Origin of the sequence: Mycobacterium sp. THU-M104, from assembly GCF_049197365.1 — a bacterium.
GTDB lineage: Bacteria > Actinomycetota > Actinomycetes > Mycobacteriales > Mycobacteriaceae > Mycobacterium.
On record NZ_JBMIOP010000126.1, the window covers coordinates 1 to 21,048 of the forward strand.

The following is a 21,048-nucleotide window of genomic DNA, read 5'->3' on the forward strand; positions in this document are numbered from 1 at the left end:
GCCGGCCGCTACCTGCTCACCGACACCGTCGCCAGCGGCCCGGCAATGTACGACACCACACGCCTGAACCCAACCACCGAAGCCCACAACAGCAACCGACGACCACCGGCCCACGCCCAACCTCACACCGCCAGCCTCGACGAAGTCCTCTGCATCCCAGGTCGGCACCTGTAGCTCTACCGAGGCCTTCGCATAACCTGCGGAAAAGTGCCATCGAGCGGTCGTTGAGTTGGTGCCTCCCGCTGCGGGCGGATTCCAGTCGACGTCGCAACGGGACGACTTGCAACACTAGTGCAGTGGCGGGTCTGCCAGAGACGGATATCGCACGGGTGCAGCGGTGGTGCCGGGACCGGGTGCCGGAGCACCTCCGTGACGAGGTGCGAGTCGAGGCGGACATTGCGGAGCCAGCCATCTGACGATCGTGGAGTGCCGACCGCCATGGCGGCCCGATATGGACACGGAGTGGACCCGCTCCCCGGTTGCGCGACCGCGTTACACGAAGACCACAAGCATGTGATCGTGGCCGGCGAGTCACCCGCACGATCACGATCGCCGATGTCCCCGACTGGATCGACTTTCCGCGTGCAGCCCAGGTAGCCCAGCTGCGCCGCACCGTCACCGACAAGGCAACCAAGACCGTCGAGGTCGTCTACCTGATCACCTCTGCCGACCACACCGACGCACCGCCGCAGCGGCTCTACGCCTGGATCCAAGGGCATTGGGGCATAGAAAATCGCCTCCATTGGGTGCGGGACGTGACCTTCGATGAGGACGGCTCGCAGGTACGTATCGGCCAGGCGCCGCGGGTGACGACCGCCTGCCGAAATTTCGCGATCAGCATCCTGCGAATCGATGGGTGGGACAACATCGCCGCCCGCCTACGACACCACGCCAGACACCCAGATCGCGCCCTCGCGCTGAAGCTGACCTCATGAAACACGACTTTTCCGGGACCCTGCCTCATAAACCCCGAGGTCACAGCGTCACACATCAACCTTTCCGGCACCCCGTGGCGCCGCCCTACGCCGAATCCGCCTGTGCCCCAAACAGAATCGTGGCAATTGTCGCCGCCGCGATCGTACTATCAACTCTCCAACGCGGAAACTACAGAGAAACCCTCACTGCACGCCGAATGAGGCCCAGTCCGAATGGTTCCATAACCACAGGGCCGCCTAAAAGAATAAATAAACAACTGTCCGAAAACGGCCGGGCAGGTCAGTTTTTGGTGACGATCGCGGCGAGGTCAAAGGGTACAGTCATTGGCGGTTGCTTCGTTAGTAGCGGGGACTGGAATACGTGATGAAGTCGCAGTGGTCAAGCGAGAGTGCGGGGTGGTAATAGGGATCGTTGAGTAACATGTCGCCCCAACGCTCGCGCATTGCGTCACATTCCGCCTCGAATCGGCGACGCTTTGACGGTTCGGTGTCTGAGCCGCGGGTGAGGGATTCGTGGTGATAGAGTTCGGCGTTGGGTGTCCATATGTTGTGGTAGCCCTTTCGCGAAAGACGCAGGCAGAAATCCACATCGTTGAAAGCGACCGCGAGGGATTCGTCGAAGCCGCGAACGTCCTCGAAGCGGTCTCGCTTTACGGCCATGCAGGCGGCGGTGACAGCCGACATTTCTTGAACTAACATAGCACGGCCTGTATCGCCGGGGTATCCGCGGGGCTTCCGAGGGTAAGCGTGACCCGCCACACCTTTTATTCCAAGAATAACGCCAGCGTGTTGAATATGATCATCCGGGTAGTAGAGCATCGCGCCTACCGCCCCCACACCTGGCTGAATCGCCAGTGACGCGAGCTCCCTGAGCCACCCCGCGGTAATGACTTCGGTATCGTCATTGAGAAAGACCAAGATGTCACCAATGCTTTGTAGCGCCGCGATGTTGTTCAGACGTGAAAAGTTGAATGGCTCGTCGAACGACATAACTTGTCGGTGTTCACGGCGACTTTCCTGTTCGAGCAGGTCGAGCGTGGCTTGCTCGTCGGATTGGTTGTTGACGATCACGATCTCGTAGTTGCTGTAGTCGGTATGTTCTCGGACGCTGTCCAAGCAACGCCGCAGGGTCTCACCACCATTCCGAGTTGGAATGATCACCGACACCGATGGTTCAGGTTCCGGGAGATGGTAGCGAACGCGCCAGTTTCCGGTGTCCGCGATTGGCGCAATTTCGGCATTGATTCCTTGACGTTCGAAGTGGGCATTTATGGATTTTTTCGCCGCAATGTGCGCGTAGTTCTTCTCACCTGGCCCGCGGGCCGTTGAACCCTCAATGGCGCGCCAGTGGTAGAGAACACGAGGAATATGGACTATATGCTCACGTGCCACGCGTTCGATGCAGCGAAATGCCAGATCGTAATCCTGACTGCCTTCATAGCCTTCGCGAAAGCCACCGACGTCGCGCACCAAGGCAAGCGAATAAACTCCGAAGTGGCTGAACATGTTGTGGCCACAGAACAGAACGGGATTCCAGTCCTGCTTGAAATATGGGTCAAAGCGCTGTCCAGCCTCGTCGATCTTGTCTTCATCGGAGTAAATGAGTCGCGCCTCGGGATGTTTAATTATAGTCTGGGCGACGTGAAACAAGGCGTGCTCGGGCAGCACGTCGTCATGATCCAGCAGGGCCACATAGTTACCCCTCGCTAGCTCCAGTGCACTGTTTGATGCCGCCGATATATGACCGTTTTTCTCGCGAAAGACGACCTTGATCCGATTATCTTTAGCGGCGTACTCCTGCAAGACACGCCGCACGTGTGGTTCTGTCGAGGCGTCGTCGGCAATGCAGAGTTCCCAGACGCCATAGAGTTGGCTGCGGACGCTGTCCAGACACGCGCGCAGCCATCGTTCGGGCGTGTTGTACACGGGTAAAATGATCGAGATCAACGGCTGTTCTACCATTGCCTCAATATCGGCCCTGATCTGCGCGCGCAAGCTGTCGTCCAAAGTGTCATGGGTCTTGACCCACTCGGAATAGTCCGTTCCCCCATGCGTGTTGCGATACAGATTCTTGAGCGCACTCCTCGGGCCGGGGTGCAGCGCCACGCAGACCTCGTGCACGGTTCGCAGCCACGTTTCGTTCCGGGCCTCCTGCGGACTGATCCGGCGAATACGGACACTGCCTAACAGGAATTCGCTGACTTCATAGCTGTCGCTGGGGTCTAGGCGCAATCGGTATATGGGACGTTCGACCTTGGTGAGCAGCCGGTGATGGGTAGTGTTGTCGGCAAGTACAAGGTAGTCGCTGTCTTGCTCTCTAAAGCCATCACCATGATCACGGTACAGTTTTGGATGACTTAATCGGCCTGCGGTCGGCCGTAGGGCCACGCTCAGCACGTACCAGCCGGGATGTAGGAGAGTAGAGCCCGGCGGCAGATGCAATTGGAAACTAGGGTCAATTCCGGTGGTCGACCAAATCTGGACATCGTGGAACGGCATCTGGACAACCGGTTTCACGTCAAGAATCGGTGTCGCCGACAGGCGTATATCGGACAATCCGTGGTTCAGACGTGGCGCGACTTTACTCGGGTACGCCGAGCGTACGATCTTAGGGGCAAATTGTGTCTCTGCTGGAATCTGTCGGTCCTGCTGCCCGAGTTCGGAGAACGGTTGGATGCAGAGCACCTCGTCGAGACTGGCAGTGCGTGGCTTGGTGCCGCGCGGGCCGGTGGCCGGGTCAACGCGGGTGATGGCTGGGTTAAATCGGGTGGTGTCGAACATTGCTGGGCCGTGGGCCAAGCTTTCGGCGAAGGCGTAGCGGCCGGCGTCGGGTGTTCGGTGTGCTAGGTCCTCGACTGCGGTGGTGCCGGTGAGGGTGGTGGCGTCGGCGAAGTTGATGCCGACCTGGAATACCTGTGGTTGGGCTCGCAGCACCGCGATGAGGCGGCTGATGAGATTGTCGAGGGCGAAGAACTGCCACCCTTGACCGAGGTGTAGCCAGTACCGTGCGTCGATCTGGGTGTGAAGCTGTGCCAGTTCGGTTCCTGGTCTGCTGGTGGATCTGCGACGGATGAACTCGAGGAATCCGTAGCGTCGCTTCAGTGAAGCGCGGTCAGGCGCCGAGAGGCCGGTGTCAAGGACCAGGAAGCGCCCGACCCGTGACACGTCGAGGCAGCAGTTCAGGAACGAGTTCAGTGTTTGCTCGGTGGTTTGGCGGTCTGGTCCGGCGATGAGGGTGACGGCGATCTGGGCGTCACCGGGTTCAGCGATCAGCGACTGCACCACGGCTTCGGGATATGGTGAGGCCGCCTCGAGCATGGCCGGTACTGAGAAGTCGCGGTTAGTCGCGATGCGTTGCCGGTCGCAGTCGGGGATGTCAGGGCGGGCGACTAGACGTCGGCACAGCGCGAACGCCTCAGCGTGTTCACCGATCCAGGCTGCGCACCCCGCCTGCTCATCGAGCGCGCGCCAAGCGTAAATCTCGGCGAAGTATCCCATGACGAAGATGTCCTCTCCGGGGAATGGGATTTCGGCCGCCTGCTGGGCAAGCAGGTAACCAAGTCGATAGCGTTGGTCGAGGCGGTATCGAACGGCGATGGCGTGAAGGGCTTCGGCACGGGTCGGACGGAACATCCAGGCGCGCAGGTAGGCGTCTTCAACGTTTGGCCACGGTTCGCCGAGTTCCGCCATCGAGGCCGCCAACCGCAACAGTGCCCAGTAGATCTCCTCGTCATTGCCGCCCATTTCGATTCGTCGCGTGCACCAGTTGCGAGCGTCGGCGAAATCGCCCATCTGGAAATAGGTCTCGGCGAGGAACACGACCGACCGTGCATCCTCGGGATTGCGTTGGACCTCGGCTAGCAACCGATCGCGTTGCTGCTCTGACTCGTACCTGACCAGGTGCATCCGTTCAGCGGTGTTCTGCTCGCGGAATTCACGGAATAGCGATGTCGCGGCCTCAGTGGCCAGCGAAGCCAAATCCGAAGAGTCACCCAGCATTCTGCGGGTCGAGACTACCTTTAGGTAGTCATCGAGGGCGGGCTGCAGGATCGGCCAGATGCGGGAGCGTACGGTGTCGTCAGGCTCGTGGATGATCGCCTTCTGGAGGTGGTGGAAAACACGGATCGGCAGCGTCGACCGAAGCCTGATACTGCCGATCATTGTGGCCAACATGAACGGGAAAAGCCTGTCGCTGAGGGCGGTCGACCGGCCGTCCGGCGTGCCATCCAGGATCCCGCGATCGGTCGTGACCGCGGTGAGGAAGCTTTCCACCTCCGCCTCAGACAATCCGGCACGGCAGTATTCGGTCCAGGTGGTAACGAGAGACCGGTACTGCGCATCGGTGAGTCCGGCCTGAAGGGCCTTGATGATGAGCCGGCCGGGTGGAAAGTGTGCGCGACGGAATATCCCGAAGGCAAGGAGCAGGACCGCCGTGTCGGACGGCCCCGCAGCGTCGACAGCATCGGCGACCATTGTGGCTGCCCCCGCGATGTCCCCGGCGTTCACTAGATTCCGGAAATTCCGGGTCAGCTCTGCGTCACGGTGGTTCGGACTCGGCTCAACTCGACGCGCGTCGCCTACGGGGTATGCCGCCTTGGCGTTACCCGACTGGCCACCCCGCCTTGGTCGCTTGACGGGTTTACACCCGGCATGCTGCTTCTGCGCGGCATCCGGCTCCGCGACCATTAGTGAGATCCCTCCGACGGTAAAATTACCCAATGGATCGTCGCTGGCCAGGTCGTCACTGACCCCAGGGGCCTCGACACCGTGGGCGATCGCAGAAGCAGGAACGTTGATCCGGATATGCGCTGACTGCAAGTGACCTCGAACCGGCCATGCCGTGCCCAATGTTCGTAGCCCGATGAGAATTCGCCATCGCGCACGGCGAGCGCGATGTCGCGAAACGTGCGAAGGTATAGCTCCTCGTCGAACAGTTCGCGGCGCGGCAGTTCGTCCATGCCGGGAGTCTCCTAGTGGTCTGTCTGCGGTTTGATCTGGTGGAGGGTGGCGCGGCCGCGTTGGACTTTGGCGATGATGTGGCTCTTCTGCCGTAGTCGCGGGTTCGTGACCTGGGGTTTTGTGGCGCAACGCCGTGTCCTGCTTACGTTTTGGACTGTTAGAGGGTTCAAGACGAAGGAGGGTGTACGGCGTTGCGCAATTTTAGGGTATTCGCGGCGGTCCTCGGTGGCCAGGACATGGTCGTCGATGACGTGATGATCGAGACGGAGCCTTCGCGCGGCAAGGCGCCGGTGACCAGCGAGGTGCTGGCGTTTGAGGCGCGGCCCAAGGCGAACCAGGCCAGCCGGTGCTCGCGGTGCCAGAAACGCTGTCCGGGCTATGACGGCGGGGGCGTGATCGGGCGCTGGCGCAGCCTGGATCTGGGGACGATGAAGGCCTATCTGCAGGCCGCAGCGCCGCGGGTGGCCTGCCCCGAGCATGCGGTGGTGGTGGCCCACGTGCCGTGGGCGCGGCCCGGGGCCCGTCACACCTGGGCGGTTGAGGACACAGCCGCGTGGTTGAGCGCGCACGCCGCGATCAGTGTGGTGGCGGTGTTTTTGCGGGTGGCCTGGCGCACCATCGCCGCGATCGTGGGCCGGGTGGTCGCCGATGGCCGCGACATTAACGACCTGCTGGCCGGGTTGACCCGCATCGGCATCGACGAGATCGCCTACCGCAAGGGACATCGCTACGTGACGTGCGTGATCGATCACACGACCGGCCGGCTGGTGTGGGCAGCCGAAGGCCGCAACCAGGACACCTTGGGGAAGTTCTTCGACCAGCTCGGCGCCCAACGTGCCGCGGCGTTGACTCACGTCAGCTGTGACGGGGCGCGATGGATTCACGCCGCGCTGCTCGACCGGGCCCCGGCCGCGGTGATCTGCCTGGATCCGTTTCATGTCGTGGCCTGGGCGCTCAAAGCCCTCGACAAGGTGCGAGTACGCACCATGACAGCAGCTGGCGTGCGGGATCGGCACGCGAGGTGGGCGACCCGCAAGAACCCGGCCGACTTGACCGGTGAGCAACGCACCAGCCTGGCCGCAATCACGGCTACCAACGCCACGCTGTATCGGGCGTATCTGCTCAAAGAGCAACTCCGCGAGGTGTTTCGGGTCAAAGGCCGCGACGGCCGTCGTTTGCTGGCTGGTTGGCTGTCCTGGGCGTCGCACTCGCGCAGCCCGGAATTGGTTGCCGTAGCCCGCACCGTCCGCCGTCACAAGGAGCTCATCGGCAACACCCTCGACCACCAACTGTCGAATGCCCGCTCGGAAGCCACCAATACCCACCTGCGGGCCTTGACCACGCGTGCGTACGGGTTTCACAGCCCAGGGGCGCTGATCGGCATGGCCATGCTCACCCGCGGCGCCCTGTGCCCCGCACTACCCGGTCGAGCAGCATGAAACCCGACCCACGGAAACGTCAGGAGATCCCCAGATCCGACCATCCCCGTGAAAAATCGAGGTCAGTAGAGGCTGAACAGCGCGGTCAGGCGGTCGGGTTCCTCGCAGAGCGGACCCGAGTCGGTCATTTCGAGTTCTTCCCACAACGACTGCAGTCGATTCTCGTCCATGACGGTTGCGGCGTGCTCATCGATGATGTCGTAGTAGCGATCGGCTAAAACGTGCGATGCCGGGTCGACGCGGGTGACGGCGACCAGGCCAGTCGGCGGGCAGTCCAGCACATGTAGTCGCAGATCCGGGCGGTACTTTTTCAGGATTGGCAGTAACTTCCAAACGTCGCCAGTCCACATGCCGGCGGTGTCTTTCTCCGAGGGATCGCCCGGCAACCACTGCCGCAACGCCATCCGCGGATTCAAAGGCACGCAATCATGCAGCAGGATCAGTGAGCGGGGGTGACAGGCAGCCTCTGTCCCGATCAGATCGCGCAGCAGGAATTCGAACCGGTGCATGCCATCCAAAAAGACCATGTCCACCGGCCGTCCCAGCAACTGCCGCACATTTTCGGTCGCAAAGAAAGTGTCCGACGGCATCTGGAAGAAGAACGTGCGCCTGCGGTTGCCGGTGGCGGTAACCTCAAGCTGAAACTGAGGGTCCACCGCGATCGCGTCGCAACCCGCGAGCGCCAGCGAAGACCCAGTCTCTGTGCCGACCTCGAAGTATGTGCGCGGCGTCAGATGGGTGTGCAATGCGGTCAGGAAGTCAAGATATGGAACCCCGAGCATGCGGAACGAGTTGGTCGCATCGTCAAAGTCGTGCACTGGGCCCGCCCCCCTTTGTATCGATTGCCTGCCGCGTATTTCCGCGATCTGGCGTCGGCGTCCATCCTGGAAGACAACCCTCACCTCAATGGTGAAGGCTGATGCGAGGCTGATCGTTCCGATCGCCTTCGAGAACCCCACTTGTGACGAACTGCCATACAGTTCGGCCACATCGGGCCGCGAAACAGTTAGCTCGCAGCTCGCAACCACGCTTTCCTCGTGGACGAATTCCACCTCGGCTACCGGCGCCTTGCCTACGACCCAACCGCTGACCTCGAGCGCGTATCTGTCGACCGGGCCCGTCTGCGGGGAGTCGAGGCAAGCACCGGTGATCAGGTCATCGCTAGGGCGCTGGATGACCTCGGGTATCTTCACCACCATGCGGCGATCCTGTCGCTCTTCGTTGGGGCAGTGCACCTTTCGCTACTCCACTTCCGGGGAACCGCCCGGTGCCCCTGGGTAGTAATCTTGCGCGAGCATCCGGTGAAGATCGTCGATCCGCTCATGCCGCTCAACCAGTTCGGCCATTGCTCTTACCGCAATGGCGCTGGCATCCGCAGAAGGCGGACGGCCCACATTCGCGGGCTCATACTCGAAAGCGGTCATGTCATCGCTATAAATTTTCTCGATCAGTCGCAGCAGCGTCGGATCGCGGATGACTACGCGCGGCAGCAGCGTGACGTTGAGCCGTTTCAGGTCGAGCGTCCCCCGCCAGCCTTGTGCCCGCAAGTGGCTTTCGAGTCGGCCGAGGGTCACCGGGGCCGACTCGATGCGCCCAATCTCTGAGTATGGAAACACTTTGGGGCGAAGCAAGTAGCTCTGTGGTGCCCAGTGCGGGTCGGCGGTGAGAAGCTGCAGGTCCTGGGCCAGAGCGGCAACGAAGCGTTCGAAGCCCTCGGCAATGGCGCCGAGGGCGGGAGCTGTTCGTCGTGCCCACCACCGCCGTCGACCTTCGGATAGCTCCTTTGGACTACGCGGGAACCACTGCGCCGTGCCGTACAGTTCCACAAACAGCGGCTCGCGAAGCAGCAGCTTCGACTGCCAGGCCGACCATAATCGGTCCACAGGGTGCCGGGCCCAACCAAACCGGAACCAGCCGTCTTCACTGGTAACTTGCTCGATTGCGTCCGCCGGGAGCAGATGCAGCGGCTTGAACCACTGTTGCCAGATCGCCGGGTCCTGCACAGCCAGTGCGCGGGTAACCTCGGGTGCCCGGCAGTGGGCCACATAGCGAGCGGGGTCTTCGTTTTGCAGCCCCGACATCATCCACAGCATGCTCGTGCCCATCAGCTCGGGCGTGATTGCGTAGATGACCTTCCACTTATCAAGCACCATGGCGGTGGCCCTGGGTAGTAAAACGTTCATCCGGTCACCGATGAGGCCATTTGGCTGACGTCCTTCCCCTGACCTGTGCCGGGGCTGTCGGATTGCTCAACTTGTCGGATTGGGGTGATGCAGTTTCCACGCTGGTCGTGGCGCCGAGCCTCGTCCTTACTCCATTCCGGCGCGCCACAAGTGCCTTGACCGACACCTGGGATTCGAGATTAGCAGGGCCAGTCAAACGCCCGCGGGTTGTTGTTTGCTCCTCCTTGCAACACCGCTACAACACCGCTACAGCAGCGCCCCCGGCACAAACATCACAGCGAAACGCGCGGCGTTTCGTCGGTAACCAGTCTTGCGGTCGCCGCGTCGATGTGTTGCCACAACGGGCCGCCTCGGCGGTCTCCCGATCCGACAGGTCATGCAGGGTCTGCAACACCAGAATCGCGGCCATCACCGACACCGGGATCGAGGGCCGGCCCTTCCCGGACGGGAACAAGTCCTCGAACGCATTGTCCGGGAACACATCCTGACGATGTGCGGCCAAAAACGCGAACATGCTGCCCTCAGCCACCAGATGACCGACCAGCGCCTCGGCGTCCAACAATTCCCGATCCACCCGCTCAACACCCTGCATGAACCAATTATCCCAGCTCAGACCATGTTTCCGGAGAGGCGCGCCAATTATTCAGCGCCCTCCTAGATCCGGCGCCGCCGGCAGGCCTTTGAGGGCACGTCGTGGCTTTTGCACCTTGTGTTCGGGCCAGCGCGACAGGTTGGCCAGGGTGCGCGTTCTCACGTTGCCGTCATCGCGGTAGCTTTCCCGCAACAGTACCGCCGATGGTGACCCACGGTTCGGAACCCGTGTCACATACATGATTACGTTATCATCAGCTCATCTGCGCTATGTTCACGACATTGCAGGTAAACACGCCGACTGAATCCTGATCATTCATGAGTACGTTGCATGCCCAGCATGAACGCCAAAAACCTGCTCACGAACAACATCGGGGATTCGCAGTCCACTCAGTGGGGGAAACTACGGGCTAACGACCAAGGTGCTCTAGATCCAGACGCCCTTGCCCACCGCGACCACGCCACCGGCGCTGACCGCAAACCGCTCCCGGTCCCGTTCCAGGTCCACCCCGACCATCTCCCCGGGCCCGACTACGACGTTCTTGTCCAGGATCGCGTGGCGCACCACCGCGCCGCGGCCCACCCGCGCGCCCGGCATGATCACGCTGCCCTCCACGATCGCACCGTCGTCGACCACGACGTTGGACGACAGCACCGAGTTGCGCACCGACGCCGCCGAGATGATGCTGCCGGCCCCCACCACCGACTCCTGCGCCGAGCCGCCGTTGACGAACTTCGCCGGTGCCAGGTTGTCCGACTCGCCGCGGATCGGCCAGCGCCTGTTGTAGAGGTTGAAGACCGGATGCACCGACACCAGATCCATGTGTGCGTCGTAGAAGGAGTCCAGTGTCCCGACGTCGCGCCAGTAGGCCCGGTCGCGGTCCGTGGCTCCGGGCACCTCGTTGTCGCTGAAGTCGTAGACCGCTGCCATTCCGTCGTTGACCAACCGCGGGATGATGTCGCCGCCCATGTCGTGATCGGAGTGGTCGTCGTCGGCGTCGGCGCGGATCGCGTCGATGAGCACCTTGGTGGTGAAGATGTAGTTGCCCATCGACACGAACGTGGAACCCGGGTCGTCAGGGGTTCCCGGCGGGTCCAGCGGCTTCTCCACGAACTCGCGGATGCGGCCGGAGTCGTCGGCGTCGATACACCCGAAGGCGGTGGCCTCGCTGCGCGGGGCGCGGATACCGGCCACCGTCGCGCCGGCCCCGCTGTCGATGTGGAACCGGACCATCTGCTCTGGGTCCATCCGGTACACGTGGTCGGCGCCGAAAACGACGATGTAGTCGGGGTCTTCGTCGTAGATCAAATTGAGTGACTGATAGATCGCATCGGCCGAGCCGGTGTACCAGCGCGGGCCGAGTCGCTGCTGCGCCGGCACCGGCGTGATGTACTCACCGGCCAGGCCGGACAACCGCCAGTTCTGCGAAATGTGACGGTCGAGTGAATGCGACTTGTATTGCGTGAGAACACAGATCCGCAGGAATCGGGCATTCACCAGATTGGACAGCACGAAATCGATCAGGCGGTACGCACCCCCGAAGGGAACTGCGGGCTTGGCCCGGTCCGCGGTCAGCGGATACAGCCGCTTGCCCTCACCGCCGGCCAGGACGATGCCCAGCACGTGTGGCGCTTCCCTCATGGCACAAACCTATCGGCCGTTGCGAACTGCTGCCAGAGGGAGCCTGGGTTTTTACGGCTCTGACGGGCTGTCCGTCAAGGTATTTGGCCCGCCCGGACCGCACCGCGGCCCACCGTCCCCGCCTCGTCGCCGCGCCGGGCCGCATCCTCCGGCCGCTCCTCGGCCCGATTCGCGGGTTTCGCCTTCGCCGCACTACGGTGCCGATATGCGGGTGGCGATGATGACGCGGGAGTACCCACCGGAGGTCTACGGCGGAGCCGGAGTCCACGTCACGGAGCTGGTCGCCCAGCTGCGCCGGCTGTGTGACGTCGACGTACATTGCATGGGCGCGACTCGCCCGGGAGCACAGGCCCAGCAGCCCGATCCCCGGTTGCAGGGCGCCAACGCGGCCCTGTCGGCGTTGTCGTCGGACCTGATGATGGTCAACGCCGCCTCGGCAGCCACCATCGTGCATTCGCATACCTGGTACACCGGCCTGGCCGGGCACCTGAGCGCGTTGCTCTACGGCATCCCCCACGTGCTGACCGCGCATTCCCTCGAGCCGCTGCGGCCGTGGAAGGCCGAACAGCTCGGCGGGGGCTATCGGGTGTCGACCTGGGTGGAGCACACCGCGGTGCTCGCCGCCGACGCCGTCATCGCGGTCAGTTCCGGCATGCGCGACGACGTGCTGCGCGTCTACCCCGCACTGGATCCCGGACGCGTGCATGTCATCCGGAACGGTGTCGACGCCGATGTCTGGTATCCCGCCGGTCCCGCGGCAGCCGGCGGCTCGCTGCTGGCCGAACTCGGGGTCGACCGGAGCAGACCGATCGTGGCCTTCGTCGGCAGGATCACCCGGCAGAAGGGTGTCTCCCACCTGGTCGCCGCCGCACACCATTTCAGCCCCGAGGTACAGCTGATCCTGTGCGCCGGCGCCCCTGACACCCCGGAACTGGCCGAAGAGGTGCGCAGCGCGGTAGCCGAACTGGCCCGCGCGCGCTCCGGTGTCTTCTGGGTGCAGGAGATGCTTCCCACCGCAGATCTGCGCGAAATCCTCTCGGCCGCTAGTGTTTTCGTCTGCCCCTCGGTGTACGAGCCGCTGGGCATCGTCAACCTGGAGGCGATGGCCTGCGGGACCGCGGTGGTGGCCTCCGACGTCGGCGGCATACCCGAGGTGGTCACCGACGGCATCACCGGTTCGCTGGTCCATTACGAACCCGACGACGCGTGCGGATACCGGGCCGCATTGGCCGAGGCGGTCAACGAGCTGATCGCCGACCCAGGAAAAGCCGAACGCTACGGCCGGGCGGGACGGCAGCGCTGCATCGAGGAATTCTCCTGGGCCCACGCCGCCGCGCGGACACTGGACGTCTACCAGAGGGTGTGTGCATAGCGCCCAGGCCTTTGGCGACGTTTGGCGGCCTTTGGCCACGCAGATCTCAGGTGGAGCTGGTGACACCTTTGAGTTCGTCACCCAGGGCAGCGGCTTCGTCGGGCGTCAACTCGACGACCAATCGGCCACCTCCCTCGAGTGGTACCCGCATCACGATGCCCCGCCCCTCCTTGGTCGCTTCCAAAGGACCATCGCCGGTCCGGGGCTTCATCGCCGCCATCGAGTGCTCCCTCCACAGTCGGGCCAGCCCGCTCCCGCGGGCCTGGTGGGCGTCGAGCATGCCCCGCCGGCGAACTTCCTGCCACGCCCGACATCGAACAGCCAAATCACCCCCCCATTGTCCCCTATGGGGGTCACGACGTGCACCAAGACCCTGGTCTCCGGTCTCAGCGGCCCGACGTGGGCACCCAGCACGCACGAATGTGGTCGTCGACCATGCCGGTTGCCTGCATCAGCGCATAGGCGGTGATCGGCCCCACGAAACGGAATCCGCGCCGTTTCAGCTCGTGCGCCATCGCCTTCGATTCGGCAGTGGCCGAGGGGATTTGGCTGCCGTCGGTCGGCCGTGGCCGTGGCTGGGGCGCGAACGACCACAGCAGCCTGGACAGATCGTCCGGAGATCCGAGCTCGGCAGCCGCGCGCGCGTTGGCGATCGTTGCCTCGATCTTGGCCCGGTTGCGGACGATTCCCGGTTCGGCCAGCAGCCGCCGCACGTCGGCATCGGTGTATCCGGCCACCTTCTCGACGTCGAACGCGCAGAACGCGCGCCGGAAATTTTCGCGCTTGCGCAGGATGACCAACCACGACAGACCGCTCTGGAAGGCCTCCAGGCTCAACCGCTCGAACAGCGCCACCCCGTCGCGCACCGGGCGGCCCCACTCCTGGTCGTGGTATTCGCGGTACAGATCGAGATCGGACCCGGGCCGCACCGAAGCCCAGCCGCAGCGAACCAGCTCGTCTTCGCCCACCTCAGTCCTGACGATCCTGGCCACCCTCCTGTTCCACCGGATCGCGACCGGGACACGTTCTTGCCGCGGCAGCCGACGCATGGGCCGCCGCGAGCTGCCCGCGCAGGGCCTCGAGCTCGCGCGCGAGGCGGTCCAGTACCCAGTCCACCTCACTGGTCTTGTATCCGCGCAACACCTGGGTGAATTTGACGGCGTCGACGTCGGAGCCGGTCACACCGTAAGCGGGCAACACCGTCGCCGTCGTCCCCCGCGGCAGGGGCGGCAGCTGCTCGCCGCGACCGAACAGCAGGCTGGCCGCGCCGAACAGCACAATCGCGACCAGCACCAGCCCGACCAGGTACAGCAACACCAACACCACGTGACCGATACTGCCCTATCGCGCTTATCGCGCCGACAGCCCGGGGATCAACGCGGACGGACGGTTGTCATCGGCGGCCGATCGGCCAGCGACACCGGCGAGGTGCGCTGGGTGAAGCCGAAACCGCCGGACCCGTCGACGAGGAACTGGGTCAGACCCACCCCGGAGTCGGGGATCCCGCAGCGCGAGAGCAAGGTGGCGATCACCTGGCGGCTCATCGCGCCCAGCTCGGCCAACGGCCGGTTACGGTGCGCCCGTATTCCCAGATTGACCTGTGCGATCCCGCCGAGCCCCACCCGGTCGAAGGTGTCGACAAGCAGGCCGATCTCCACGCCGTAGCCCGGGGCGAACGGCAGCGAGGTCAACAGTTCCCGGGTCGCCGCGTACTCACCGCCGAGCGGTTGCAGGATGCAGCCCAGCTCCGGCCGCAGCGCCGCCAGCAGCGGCCGGGCCACCAGCTCGGTGACCCGCCCGCCGCCCGTATCCCCCGCGGCGCCGTCCGCGTCGCCGACCTGCAGAGGCCTCCGATAGACGCTCTTCACCAGCTGGACATCGTCGCCGGTGAGCAGCGGACCGACCAGCCACGGCACGAACATCGGATGCGGGTCGATCAGGTCGGAGTCGACGAACACCACGATGTCGCCGCTGGTGGCCGCCAGCGAGCGCCACAGCGCCTCGCCCTTGCCGGGCCGGGTCGGCACCTCGGGAAGCGCCTGTTCGCGGCTGACGACGCGGGCGCCCGCGGCGATGGCGCGGATCACGGTGTCGTCGGTCGAGCCGGAGTCCAGCACGATCAGTTCGTCGATCAGGCCCTCGCCGTCTCGGAGCAGCGGCGAGACGCTCTCGATCACCGATTGGACGGTGTCTTGCTCGTTGAGGGCCGGCAGCACCACCGAGATGGTCCGCCCGGCCTTCGCGGCTTCCAGCTCACCGACGGTCCAGCCGGGCCGGTACCAGCGGTCGGACAACCAGACGTCTCCCGGCCGGCCGGACACCCTCCCCTGCCGGGCCAGTTCGCCGGCGACCATCTCCGATGCCGTCATGCGAGTCCCCTCACCGTGCGCGCCGGCGGGCGAGTTCCCTGGATCGAGGCCACCATTTCCAGTACCCTCCGGGTGGCCGCGACCTGGTGCACCCGAAACATTCGCGCGCCCGCGGCCGCCGCCAGCGCGGTCGCCGCCAGTGTTCCCTCGAACCGCTCGGTCAATCCCACTCCAAGAGTCTCCCCGACGAAGTCCTTGTTGCTCAAAGCCATGAGCACCGGCCACCCCGTGTTGACGAGATCGCCCACGTGGCGCAACAGCGCCAGCCCGTGGAAGGTGTTCTTGCCGAAGTCGTGGGCAGGGTCGATGAGCACCCTGTCGGGGGCCACCCCCGCCGCCACCGCCTGCTCGGCGGCCTCGGTGACCCGACGGATCACGTCGTCCACCACACCGCGGTCCGACGTGCCGTAGTTCACCCGGAACGGGCGGGTGCGTGGCAGCGCGCCGCCGGTGTGCGAACAGACCAGGCCCGCCCCGAACTCGGCGGCCACCGCGGGCAGGTCCGGGTCGATGCCGCCCCAGGTGTCGTTGATCAGGTCCGCGCCGGCCCGGCAGGCCACCCTGGCCACCTCCGAGCGCCAGGTGTCGGCACTGACCAGCTGGTCCGGGTAGGCGCTGCGCAGCCACTCGATGAACGGCACCAGACGGGCGATCTCGGTGTCCGCGTCGACGGTGTCACCAGGCCCCGCCTTGACACCGCCCACGTCGATCACGTCGGCGCCGTCGGCGACGGCCCGGTGCACCGCGTCCCTGGCGGCGCCGTCGCTGAAGGTGGCACCGCGGTCGTAGAAGGAATCCGGGGTGCGGTTGACGATCGCCATGATCAGCGGGCGATCCCCTGCGACCGGGCGGCCGCACAGAGTGGACTGCACGTATACATGGTGCCTGGCCGCCGCTCGGGCGCGTAACGCCAGGGCGGCTTCCGGCGCGATTCGCGTCGTGGCGTCACGCCCGCCGAACAGGGCCGTCAACCCCGTGGTCGCGCACCGGCCGCCACCTCGTCGGGGTACTCGTCGTAGTACGGCACATACCCCTCGTCGCGGCCGGCCAGCACATACAGCGGATCCGTGGAGCCGGGGCCAGAAAAGCTGTAGCCCTGCTCGCGCAACTGGACCTTGCGGCTCTTGAACGTCGTGGTCTGTTCGATCGACTCCACCACCCGCACGAACAACGGCAGCGCGTACGCGGGAAGGCGGCTGTACACCGCGCGGGCCAGCGCGTGACCGTCGAACTCGGCGCCCTCGAACAGCTTGACCGCGGCCATCCCGGCGCGCCCTCCGGTGTGGGGAACCTCGACACCGAACACCGTGCAATCCTCGACGGAGTCGTCGCACGCCAGCGCCGCCTCGACCTGCGTGGTGGCGACGTTTTCGCCCTTCCAGCGGAAGGTGTCGCCGAGCCGGTCGACGAAGGCGGCATGCCCCAGGCCTTGCGGGCTCATCACGTCTCCCGAGTTGAACCAGCAGTCACCCTCGCGGAAAGCGTTGCGCACCAACTTCTTTTCGCTGGATTCCTGGTCGGTGTAACCATCAAAGGGCTGCAGCCGATTGACCGGGCTGAGCAACAGGCCGGGTTGTCCGGCCGGAACCCGGCGCACCCGGCCGCTCTCGTCGCGCACCGGCGCGCCGGTATCGGGGTCGTACTCCACGTAGGCCAGCGGCATCGGGAACAGTCCGGTGGTCCTGGGCACGTTGAAGACGTTGATGAACGCGACGTTGCCCTCACTCGAGGCGTAGAACTCGCAGACGCGGCCGATGCCGAACCGTTGGGTGAACTCGTCCCAGATCTCCGAGCGCAGCCCGTTGCCCGCGATCACCCGGATGTTGTGCGCACGGTCGGTCGGCTTGGGCGGCTGATTGAGCAGGTACCGGCAGATCTCGCCTATGTAGATGAACGCGGTGGCCCCGCCCGCGATCACCTCGTCCCAGAATCTGGACGACGAAAACGACGAGCCCAGCACCAGGGTCGCCCCCGAGTTGATCACCGAGGACAGCGCCACCGTCAGTGCGTTGTTGTGATACAGCGGCAGGCAGCTGTAGAGCGCGTCGGAGCTTTTCAGCCGCAACCCCACACCACCGAACGCGGCCAGCGCATTGAGCCACCGCAGGTGCGTCATCACGCTGGCCTTGGGGAACCCCGTGGTGCCGGAGGTGAAGATGTAGAACGCGGGATCGCCGGCCCGCACGGCCGAGACGGACGCCGGGTTGCTGGCCAGAGCGCTCACGGCGTATCGCTCGAGGTCTTCGACGGTGAGGATCTCGGTGCTGCCGGCGGCTCCGCACTCGGCGACCGCGCTCACCAGGTCGGTCTCCGCGATCAACACCTTGGCGTCCAACAGGCCCAGGCTGTGAGCCAGCACTTCGCCGCGCTGGTGGTAGTTGATCATTCCGGCGACGGCACCGCATTTGACCGTGGCCAGCGCGGCCAGCACCGTGTTGGGCGAGTTGCGCAGCATGATCGCGACGACGTCGCCCCTGCCGACGCCTCGCGCGGCCAGCACCGCGGCGTAGCGGTTGGCGGTCGCGTTGGCGTCCCGGTAGGTCACTTCCTGGTCGCCGAACCGCAGAAAGACCCGGTCTCCGTGGCGAGCGGCCCGCTCCTGGAACACCGTGCCGATCGACTTCGCCGAACCCGGTCGGGCCAGCAGCCCGGTGAGCGCCCCGCGCACGATGACCGGCACATCGGCCAGCACGCCCGGCAGCCTGACTGCGATGTCGGTCAGGCCGACCGCTGTGCGCGCACGCCCGCCGTATTCGGACACGTCGATTCCTCTATTCCCTACCCGCAGGCCAACTCGGTCAACAGTGCAGCTCGGCGGCCAGCCTATCGGGCGACGGTGCGAGCCGGGACGGCCCGCTGCGGAGACCGACGATCCAACCCGTCGGCACAACCGCCAACCCGCCGGCACAACCGGTCGACGCTGGCTCAGGCGGGCGCACACGCGTCGATCGCGGCACTCACCTTGTCGACCAGCACCAACCGGTCCATCGCCGACTGCGAGACATAACCGCTGTCGTTCAGCCCGCACAACCAGCCCCACAACCCCTGGTAATGCCCCCACGGGTCCAGCAGCACGATCGGCTTGCCGTGTATCCCGAGGTAGCCGGTGGTCCACGCGTCGAACAGCTCGTCGAGGGTGCCGATACCACCGGGCAGGACGACGAAGGCGTCGGCCAGGTCTTCCATCGTGCGCTTGCGGTCGCGCATGGTGTCGCTGACGATCAGCTCGTCGGCGTCGGTGTCGGCGATCTCGTGGCGCATCAGATTCCGCGGGATGACGCCGACGGTGTCCCCGCCGCGGGCCCGCGCCCCGCCGGCCACCGCCCCCATCGCCGAAACCCGGCCGCCGCCCCACACCAGAGTCCAGCCGCGCTCGGCGATCGCCTCGCCGAGTTCGGCGGCCAGGCCGAGCAATTCGGGATGCGTCGGTGTCGACGCGCAGTACACGCAGACGGCCCATCTGCCGGTCACGTTGCCTTGCGGGCCCATGCCCGCCAAAGGTAGACCACGACCCGGCGGCGCGCCCACCGATGGGCCCCACCTGGCTCTCGTCCGCAATAGGATCTGACGGTGCCGATTCGCTGGAACGTCCCGCGGCACGCGGCGGCACTGGACCGCTGCAACGACGCCCTCGCCCAGGGCGCCGGAGCCGTCGTGCTCGGGCCCGACGGCGTCGGGAAATCCACAGTGGCGCGGTTGGCCGCCGAGCGCCTCGCCCACCGACGCCCGAGGCTGCTCACCCGGTGGGTCACCGGCACCCCGGGCGAGCGGGCGGTGCCGTTCGGGGCCTTCAGCCATCTGGTCGCGATCGCCGACATCGGCAAGCCGGCCGCGCTGCTGCGTGCGGCCAGAGCCGCACTGGAAAGCGAGCTGGAAGGAGAGGATCTGCTCCTGGTCGTCGAGGACGCCCACCACCTGGACATCCTGTCGGCCACGTTGGTCTACCAGTTGGCGCTGGCCGGCACGGTCCGGTTGGTCGTCACCGCCCGCGCGGACGCCGCACCGCACACCCCCGAGGCCATTGCGGCGCTGTGGACCGACGATCTGCTGGAGCGCATCGACGTCACGGCGCCCGGCGGGCCGACCGACCCGGTCGAGGTCGACGAGTTCATCGCCGCGCTGCCCGCACCGGCGCGGTCGGTGCTGGACTACCTTGCCGTCGAGGAACCGCTGACGCTGGCCGACCTGACCGTTTTGGCCGGGGAGGGCGCCGTCTCGCAGGCGCAGGACTGGGGCGCGGCGGAGACGCGGGAACGCGGCGTACCGGTGGTCTACACCGCGCACCCGCTGTTCGCCGAGCGGGCCCGAGCCGCGCTCGGACCCGACGGTGCCCGGCGACGGCGCACCGAGATCGTCGCGTTGCTGTCCCGGCGTGAGCCCGGGCATCTGTCCGAGCGGCTGCGGCTGGCGTCCCTGGCGCTGGACAGCGACGCCCCGCAGCCGGTTTCCGAGGTGGTCGCCGCCGCCGAACAGGCCCTGCGGCTCGGTGACCTCGATCTGGGTGAACGGCTGGCCCGCTCGGCGCTGGCCCGCTCGGTGCTGGACAGTTCTGGGGACCTCGCGGCGCGGCTGCCGTTGGCCCATGCGCTGGCGTGGCAGGGTCGTGGCCGCGAGACCGAGGCGGTGCTGAGCGCCGTCGACGGCGCCGCGTTGGCCGAACCCGACCTGATGGCCTTCACGCTGCTGCGCGCGGCCAACCAGTTCTGGATGCTCGGCGAGCCCGAACGCGCCACCGCGTTCCTGCGGACCGTCCGCACCAGAATCGCCGACGCTGCCTCGCTGACCACTCTGGACGCGCTGAGCGCCACCTTCGCGATGAACGCCGGCAACGTCGGCCATGCCGTCGAGATCGCCCGAAAGGTGCTGGCATCGCCGTCGGCCGACGACCAGGCGGTGGCCTGGGCGGCCAGCGCGGCCGCGCTGTGCTCAGCGCGGCAGGGCCGGTTCGCCGACGTCGAGCCCATGGCCCAACGCGCCCTGGCCGCAGAACATCCCGGGCTGCTGCGTTTCACCATCGGGTTGGGGCAGACCACCGCGCTGGTGATGGCCGGCCGGCTGGACGCGGCGGCCGAGCTCGCCCAGCAGTTCACCGATTTCGCCGAGCTGCAGCAGCCGGGCCGCGCGATCGGCGAAGTGCTGCTGGCCCATGTGCTGATCGCCGCCGGGGAATTCGGCCGGGCCGCCGCGCTGCTCGGCCCGGCGGCCACCGCGCTGGAACGCACCGGGTATTCGTGGGGACCGCTGTCGTTGACGCTACTGGCCACCGCGCTGGCGCAACTGGGCGACACCGCGGCGGCGGCAAAAACATTGAGCAGGGCTGACTCTCGCCACGGAACCAAGTCGGCGCTGTTCGCTCCCGAGCTCGGTGTGGCGCGGGCCTGGCGGCTGGCCGCGGTGCGCGACACACACGGTGCCATAGCCGCAGCCCGGGACGCCGCGCGGATGGCCGAACGCGGCGGCCAGCCGGGCACGGCGCTGCGGGCATGGTATGAGGCGTTGCGGCTCGGGGACATTCGCGCCGCGGATCCGTTGGCCCGACTGTGCGACGAGATCGATTG

At 65.7% G+C, this 21,048-nt stretch carries 15 protein-coding genes and 2 pseudogenes; 4 read left to right on the forward strand and 13 right to left on the reverse strand.

The genetic code is table 11. From position 1 onward, the window contains the following. The first annotated feature begins 479 nt into the window (after positions 1-479). Complete coding sequence (locus ACOJVU_RS11005; protein WP_421529816.1) at positions 480-935, forward strand: ISAs1 family transposase; 456 nt, start codon at positions 480-482, stop codon at positions 933-935. Positions 936-1,274: 339 nt separating this feature from the next. Here ACOJVU_RS11005 and ACOJVU_RS11010 read toward each other — a convergent pair whose 3' ends face one another. Continuing rightward, positions 1,275-5,408: a glycosyltransferase gene (locus ACOJVU_RS11010; RefSeq protein ID WP_421529817.1), complete on the reverse strand. Its 4,134-nt coding sequence runs from the start codon at positions 5,406-5,408 to the stop codon at positions 1,275-1,277. Between the two features lie 677 nt (positions 5,409-6,085). On the opposite strand from ACOJVU_RS11010, the gene ACOJVU_RS11015 reads away from it, so the two are divergent. Continuing rightward, on the forward strand, positions 6,086-7,333 hold the full coding sequence (locus tag ACOJVU_RS11015; protein ID WP_421529818.1) for an ISL3 family transposase: 1,248 nt from the start codon (positions 6,086-6,088) through the stop codon (positions 7,331-7,333). 62 nt (positions 7,334-7,395) lie between these two features. Here ACOJVU_RS11015 and ACOJVU_RS11020 read toward each other — a convergent pair whose 3' ends face one another. From ACOJVU_RS11020 to glgC, 5 genes and pseudogenes are all read right to left on the reverse strand, one after another. Beyond that, positions 7,396-8,532: a class I SAM-dependent methyltransferase gene (locus ACOJVU_RS11020; RefSeq protein ID WP_421529819.1), complete on the reverse strand. Its 1,137-nt coding sequence runs from the start codon at positions 8,530-8,532 to the stop codon at positions 7,396-7,398. A gap of 42 nt (positions 8,533-8,574) precedes the next feature. Next, complete coding sequence (locus ACOJVU_RS11025) at positions 8,575-9,516, reverse strand: sulfotransferase family 2 domain-containing protein (RefSeq protein ID WP_421529820.1); 942 nt, start codon at positions 9,514-9,516, stop codon at positions 8,575-8,577. 346 nt (positions 9,517-9,862) lie between these two features. After that, positions 9,863-10,108 (reverse strand): annotated as a pseudogene (locus ACOJVU_RS11030) (transposase); the annotation flags it as partial. Positions 10,109-10,171: 63 nt separating this feature from the next. After that, positions 10,172-10,348: pseudogene (locus tag ACOJVU_RS11035) on the reverse strand (IS1634 family transposase); the annotation flags it as partial. 186 nt (positions 10,349-10,534) lie between these two features. Continuing rightward, a complete protein-coding gene (gene glgC / locus ACOJVU_RS11040) occupies positions 10,535-11,749 on the reverse strand; it encodes a glucose-1-phosphate adenylyltransferase (RefSeq protein WP_421529821.1) in 1,215 nt (404 codons plus the stop codon). Positions 11,750-11,954: 205 nt separating this feature from the next. Here glgC and glgA point away from each other — a divergent pair, with 205 nt between their 5' ends. Next, positions 11,955-13,121 carry a glycogen synthase gene (glgA, locus tag ACOJVU_RS11045; RefSeq protein ID WP_421529822.1) on the forward strand — a complete coding sequence of 389 codons (1,167 nt, stop codon included), beginning with the start codon at positions 11,955-11,957 and terminating at the stop codon, positions 13,119-13,121. 46 nt (positions 13,122-13,167) lie between these two features. On the opposite strand, the gene ACOJVU_RS11050 is transcribed toward glgA, so the two are convergent. The 7 genes from ACOJVU_RS11050 to ACOJVU_RS11080 all read right to left on the reverse strand — a co-directional run bounded on the left by ACOJVU_RS11050 (position 13,168) and on the right by ACOJVU_RS11080 (position 18,979). Then, positions 13,168-13,341: a DUF3117 domain-containing protein gene (locus tag ACOJVU_RS11050; protein ID WP_066995255.1), complete on the reverse strand. Its 174-nt coding sequence runs from the start codon at positions 13,339-13,341 to the stop codon at positions 13,168-13,170. A 166-nt stretch (positions 13,342-13,507) separates the two neighbouring features. Then, positions 13,508-14,089 (reverse strand): DNA-3-methyladenine glycosylase I, encoded by a 582-nt coding sequence (gene tag / locus ACOJVU_RS11055; RefSeq protein WP_421529823.1) that lies wholly within the window; start codon positions 14,087-14,089, stop codon positions 13,508-13,510. A gap of 1 nt (position 14,090) precedes the next feature. Continuing rightward, positions 14,091-14,447, reverse strand: coding sequence for a DivIVA domain-containing protein (locus ACOJVU_RS11060; RefSeq protein WP_421529824.1), 357 nt, complete (start codon positions 14,445-14,447; stop codon positions 14,091-14,093). A 47-nt stretch (positions 14,448-14,494) separates the two neighbouring features. Continuing rightward, the gene (locus tag ACOJVU_RS11065) at positions 14,495-15,490 is read right to left on the reverse strand and encodes a glucosyl-3-phosphoglycerate synthase (RefSeq protein WP_421529825.1); all 996 of its coding nucleotides are present in this window, start codon (positions 15,488-15,490) and stop codon (positions 14,495-14,497) included. Beyond that, the gene (gene folP / locus ACOJVU_RS11070; RefSeq protein ID WP_421529829.1) at positions 15,487-16,311 is read right to left on the reverse strand and encodes a dihydropteroate synthase; all 825 of its coding nucleotides are present in this window, start codon (positions 16,309-16,311) and stop codon (positions 15,487-15,489) included. The genes ACOJVU_RS11065 and folP overlap by 4 nt, the downstream gene beginning before the upstream one ends. Positions 16,312-16,457: 146 nt before the next feature. Next, positions 16,458-18,251, reverse strand: coding sequence for a long-chain-acyl-CoA synthetase FadD6 (fadD6, locus tag ACOJVU_RS11075; RefSeq protein ID WP_421529826.1), 1,794 nt, complete (start codon positions 18,249-18,251; stop codon positions 16,458-16,460). Between the two features lie 164 nt (positions 18,252-18,415). Further along, positions 18,416-18,979, reverse strand: coding sequence for a TIGR00730 family Rossman fold protein (locus ACOJVU_RS11080; protein WP_421529827.1), 564 nt, complete (start codon positions 18,977-18,979; stop codon positions 18,416-18,418). Between the two features lie 81 nt (positions 18,980-19,060). Here ACOJVU_RS11080 and ACOJVU_RS11085 point away from each other — a divergent pair. Next, the coding region (locus ACOJVU_RS11085) for an AAA family ATPase (protein ID WP_421529828.1) at positions 19,061-21,048 on the forward strand (1,988 nt) is incomplete at its 3' end.

What these genes read in the sequence shown, in the direction of transcription:
- ACOJVU_RS11010 (WP_421529817.1), bottom strand. Translation starts at nt 5,408, where the DNA reads ATGGTCGCCGATGCTGTCGACGCTGCGGGGCCGTCCGACACGGCGGTC.
- ACOJVU_RS11020 (WP_421529819.1), bottom strand. Translation starts at nt 8,532, where the DNA reads ATGGTGGTGAAGATACCCGAGGTCATCCAGCGCCCTAGCGATGACCTG.
- ACOJVU_RS11025 (WP_421529820.1), bottom strand. Translation starts at nt 9,516, where the DNA reads ATGAACGTTTTACTACCCAGGGCCACCGCCATGGTGCTTGATAAGTGG.
- glgC (WP_421529821.1), bottom strand. Translation starts at nt 11,749, where the DNA reads ATGAGGGAAGCGCCACACGTGCTGGGCATCGTCCTGGCCGGCGGTGAG.
- glgA (WP_421529822.1), top strand. Translation starts at nt 11,955, where the DNA reads ATGCGGGTGGCGATGATGACGCGGGAGTACCCACCGGAGGTCTACGGC.
- ACOJVU_RS11050 (WP_066995255.1), bottom strand. Translation starts at nt 13,341, where the DNA reads ATGGCGGCGATGAAGCCCCGGACCGGCGATGGTCCTTTGGAAGCGACC.
- ACOJVU_RS11065 (WP_421529825.1), bottom strand. Translation starts at nt 15,490, where the DNA reads ATGACGGCATCGGAGATGGTCGCCGGCGAACTGGCCCGGCAGGGGAGG.
- folP (WP_421529829.1), bottom strand. Translation starts at nt 16,311, where the DNA reads ATGGCGATCGTCAACCGCACCCCGGATTCCTTCTACGACCGCGGTGCC.
- ACOJVU_RS11080 (WP_421529827.1), bottom strand. Translation starts at nt 18,979, where the DNA reads ATGGGCCCGCAAGGCAACGTGACCGGCAGATGGGCCGTCTGCGTGTAC.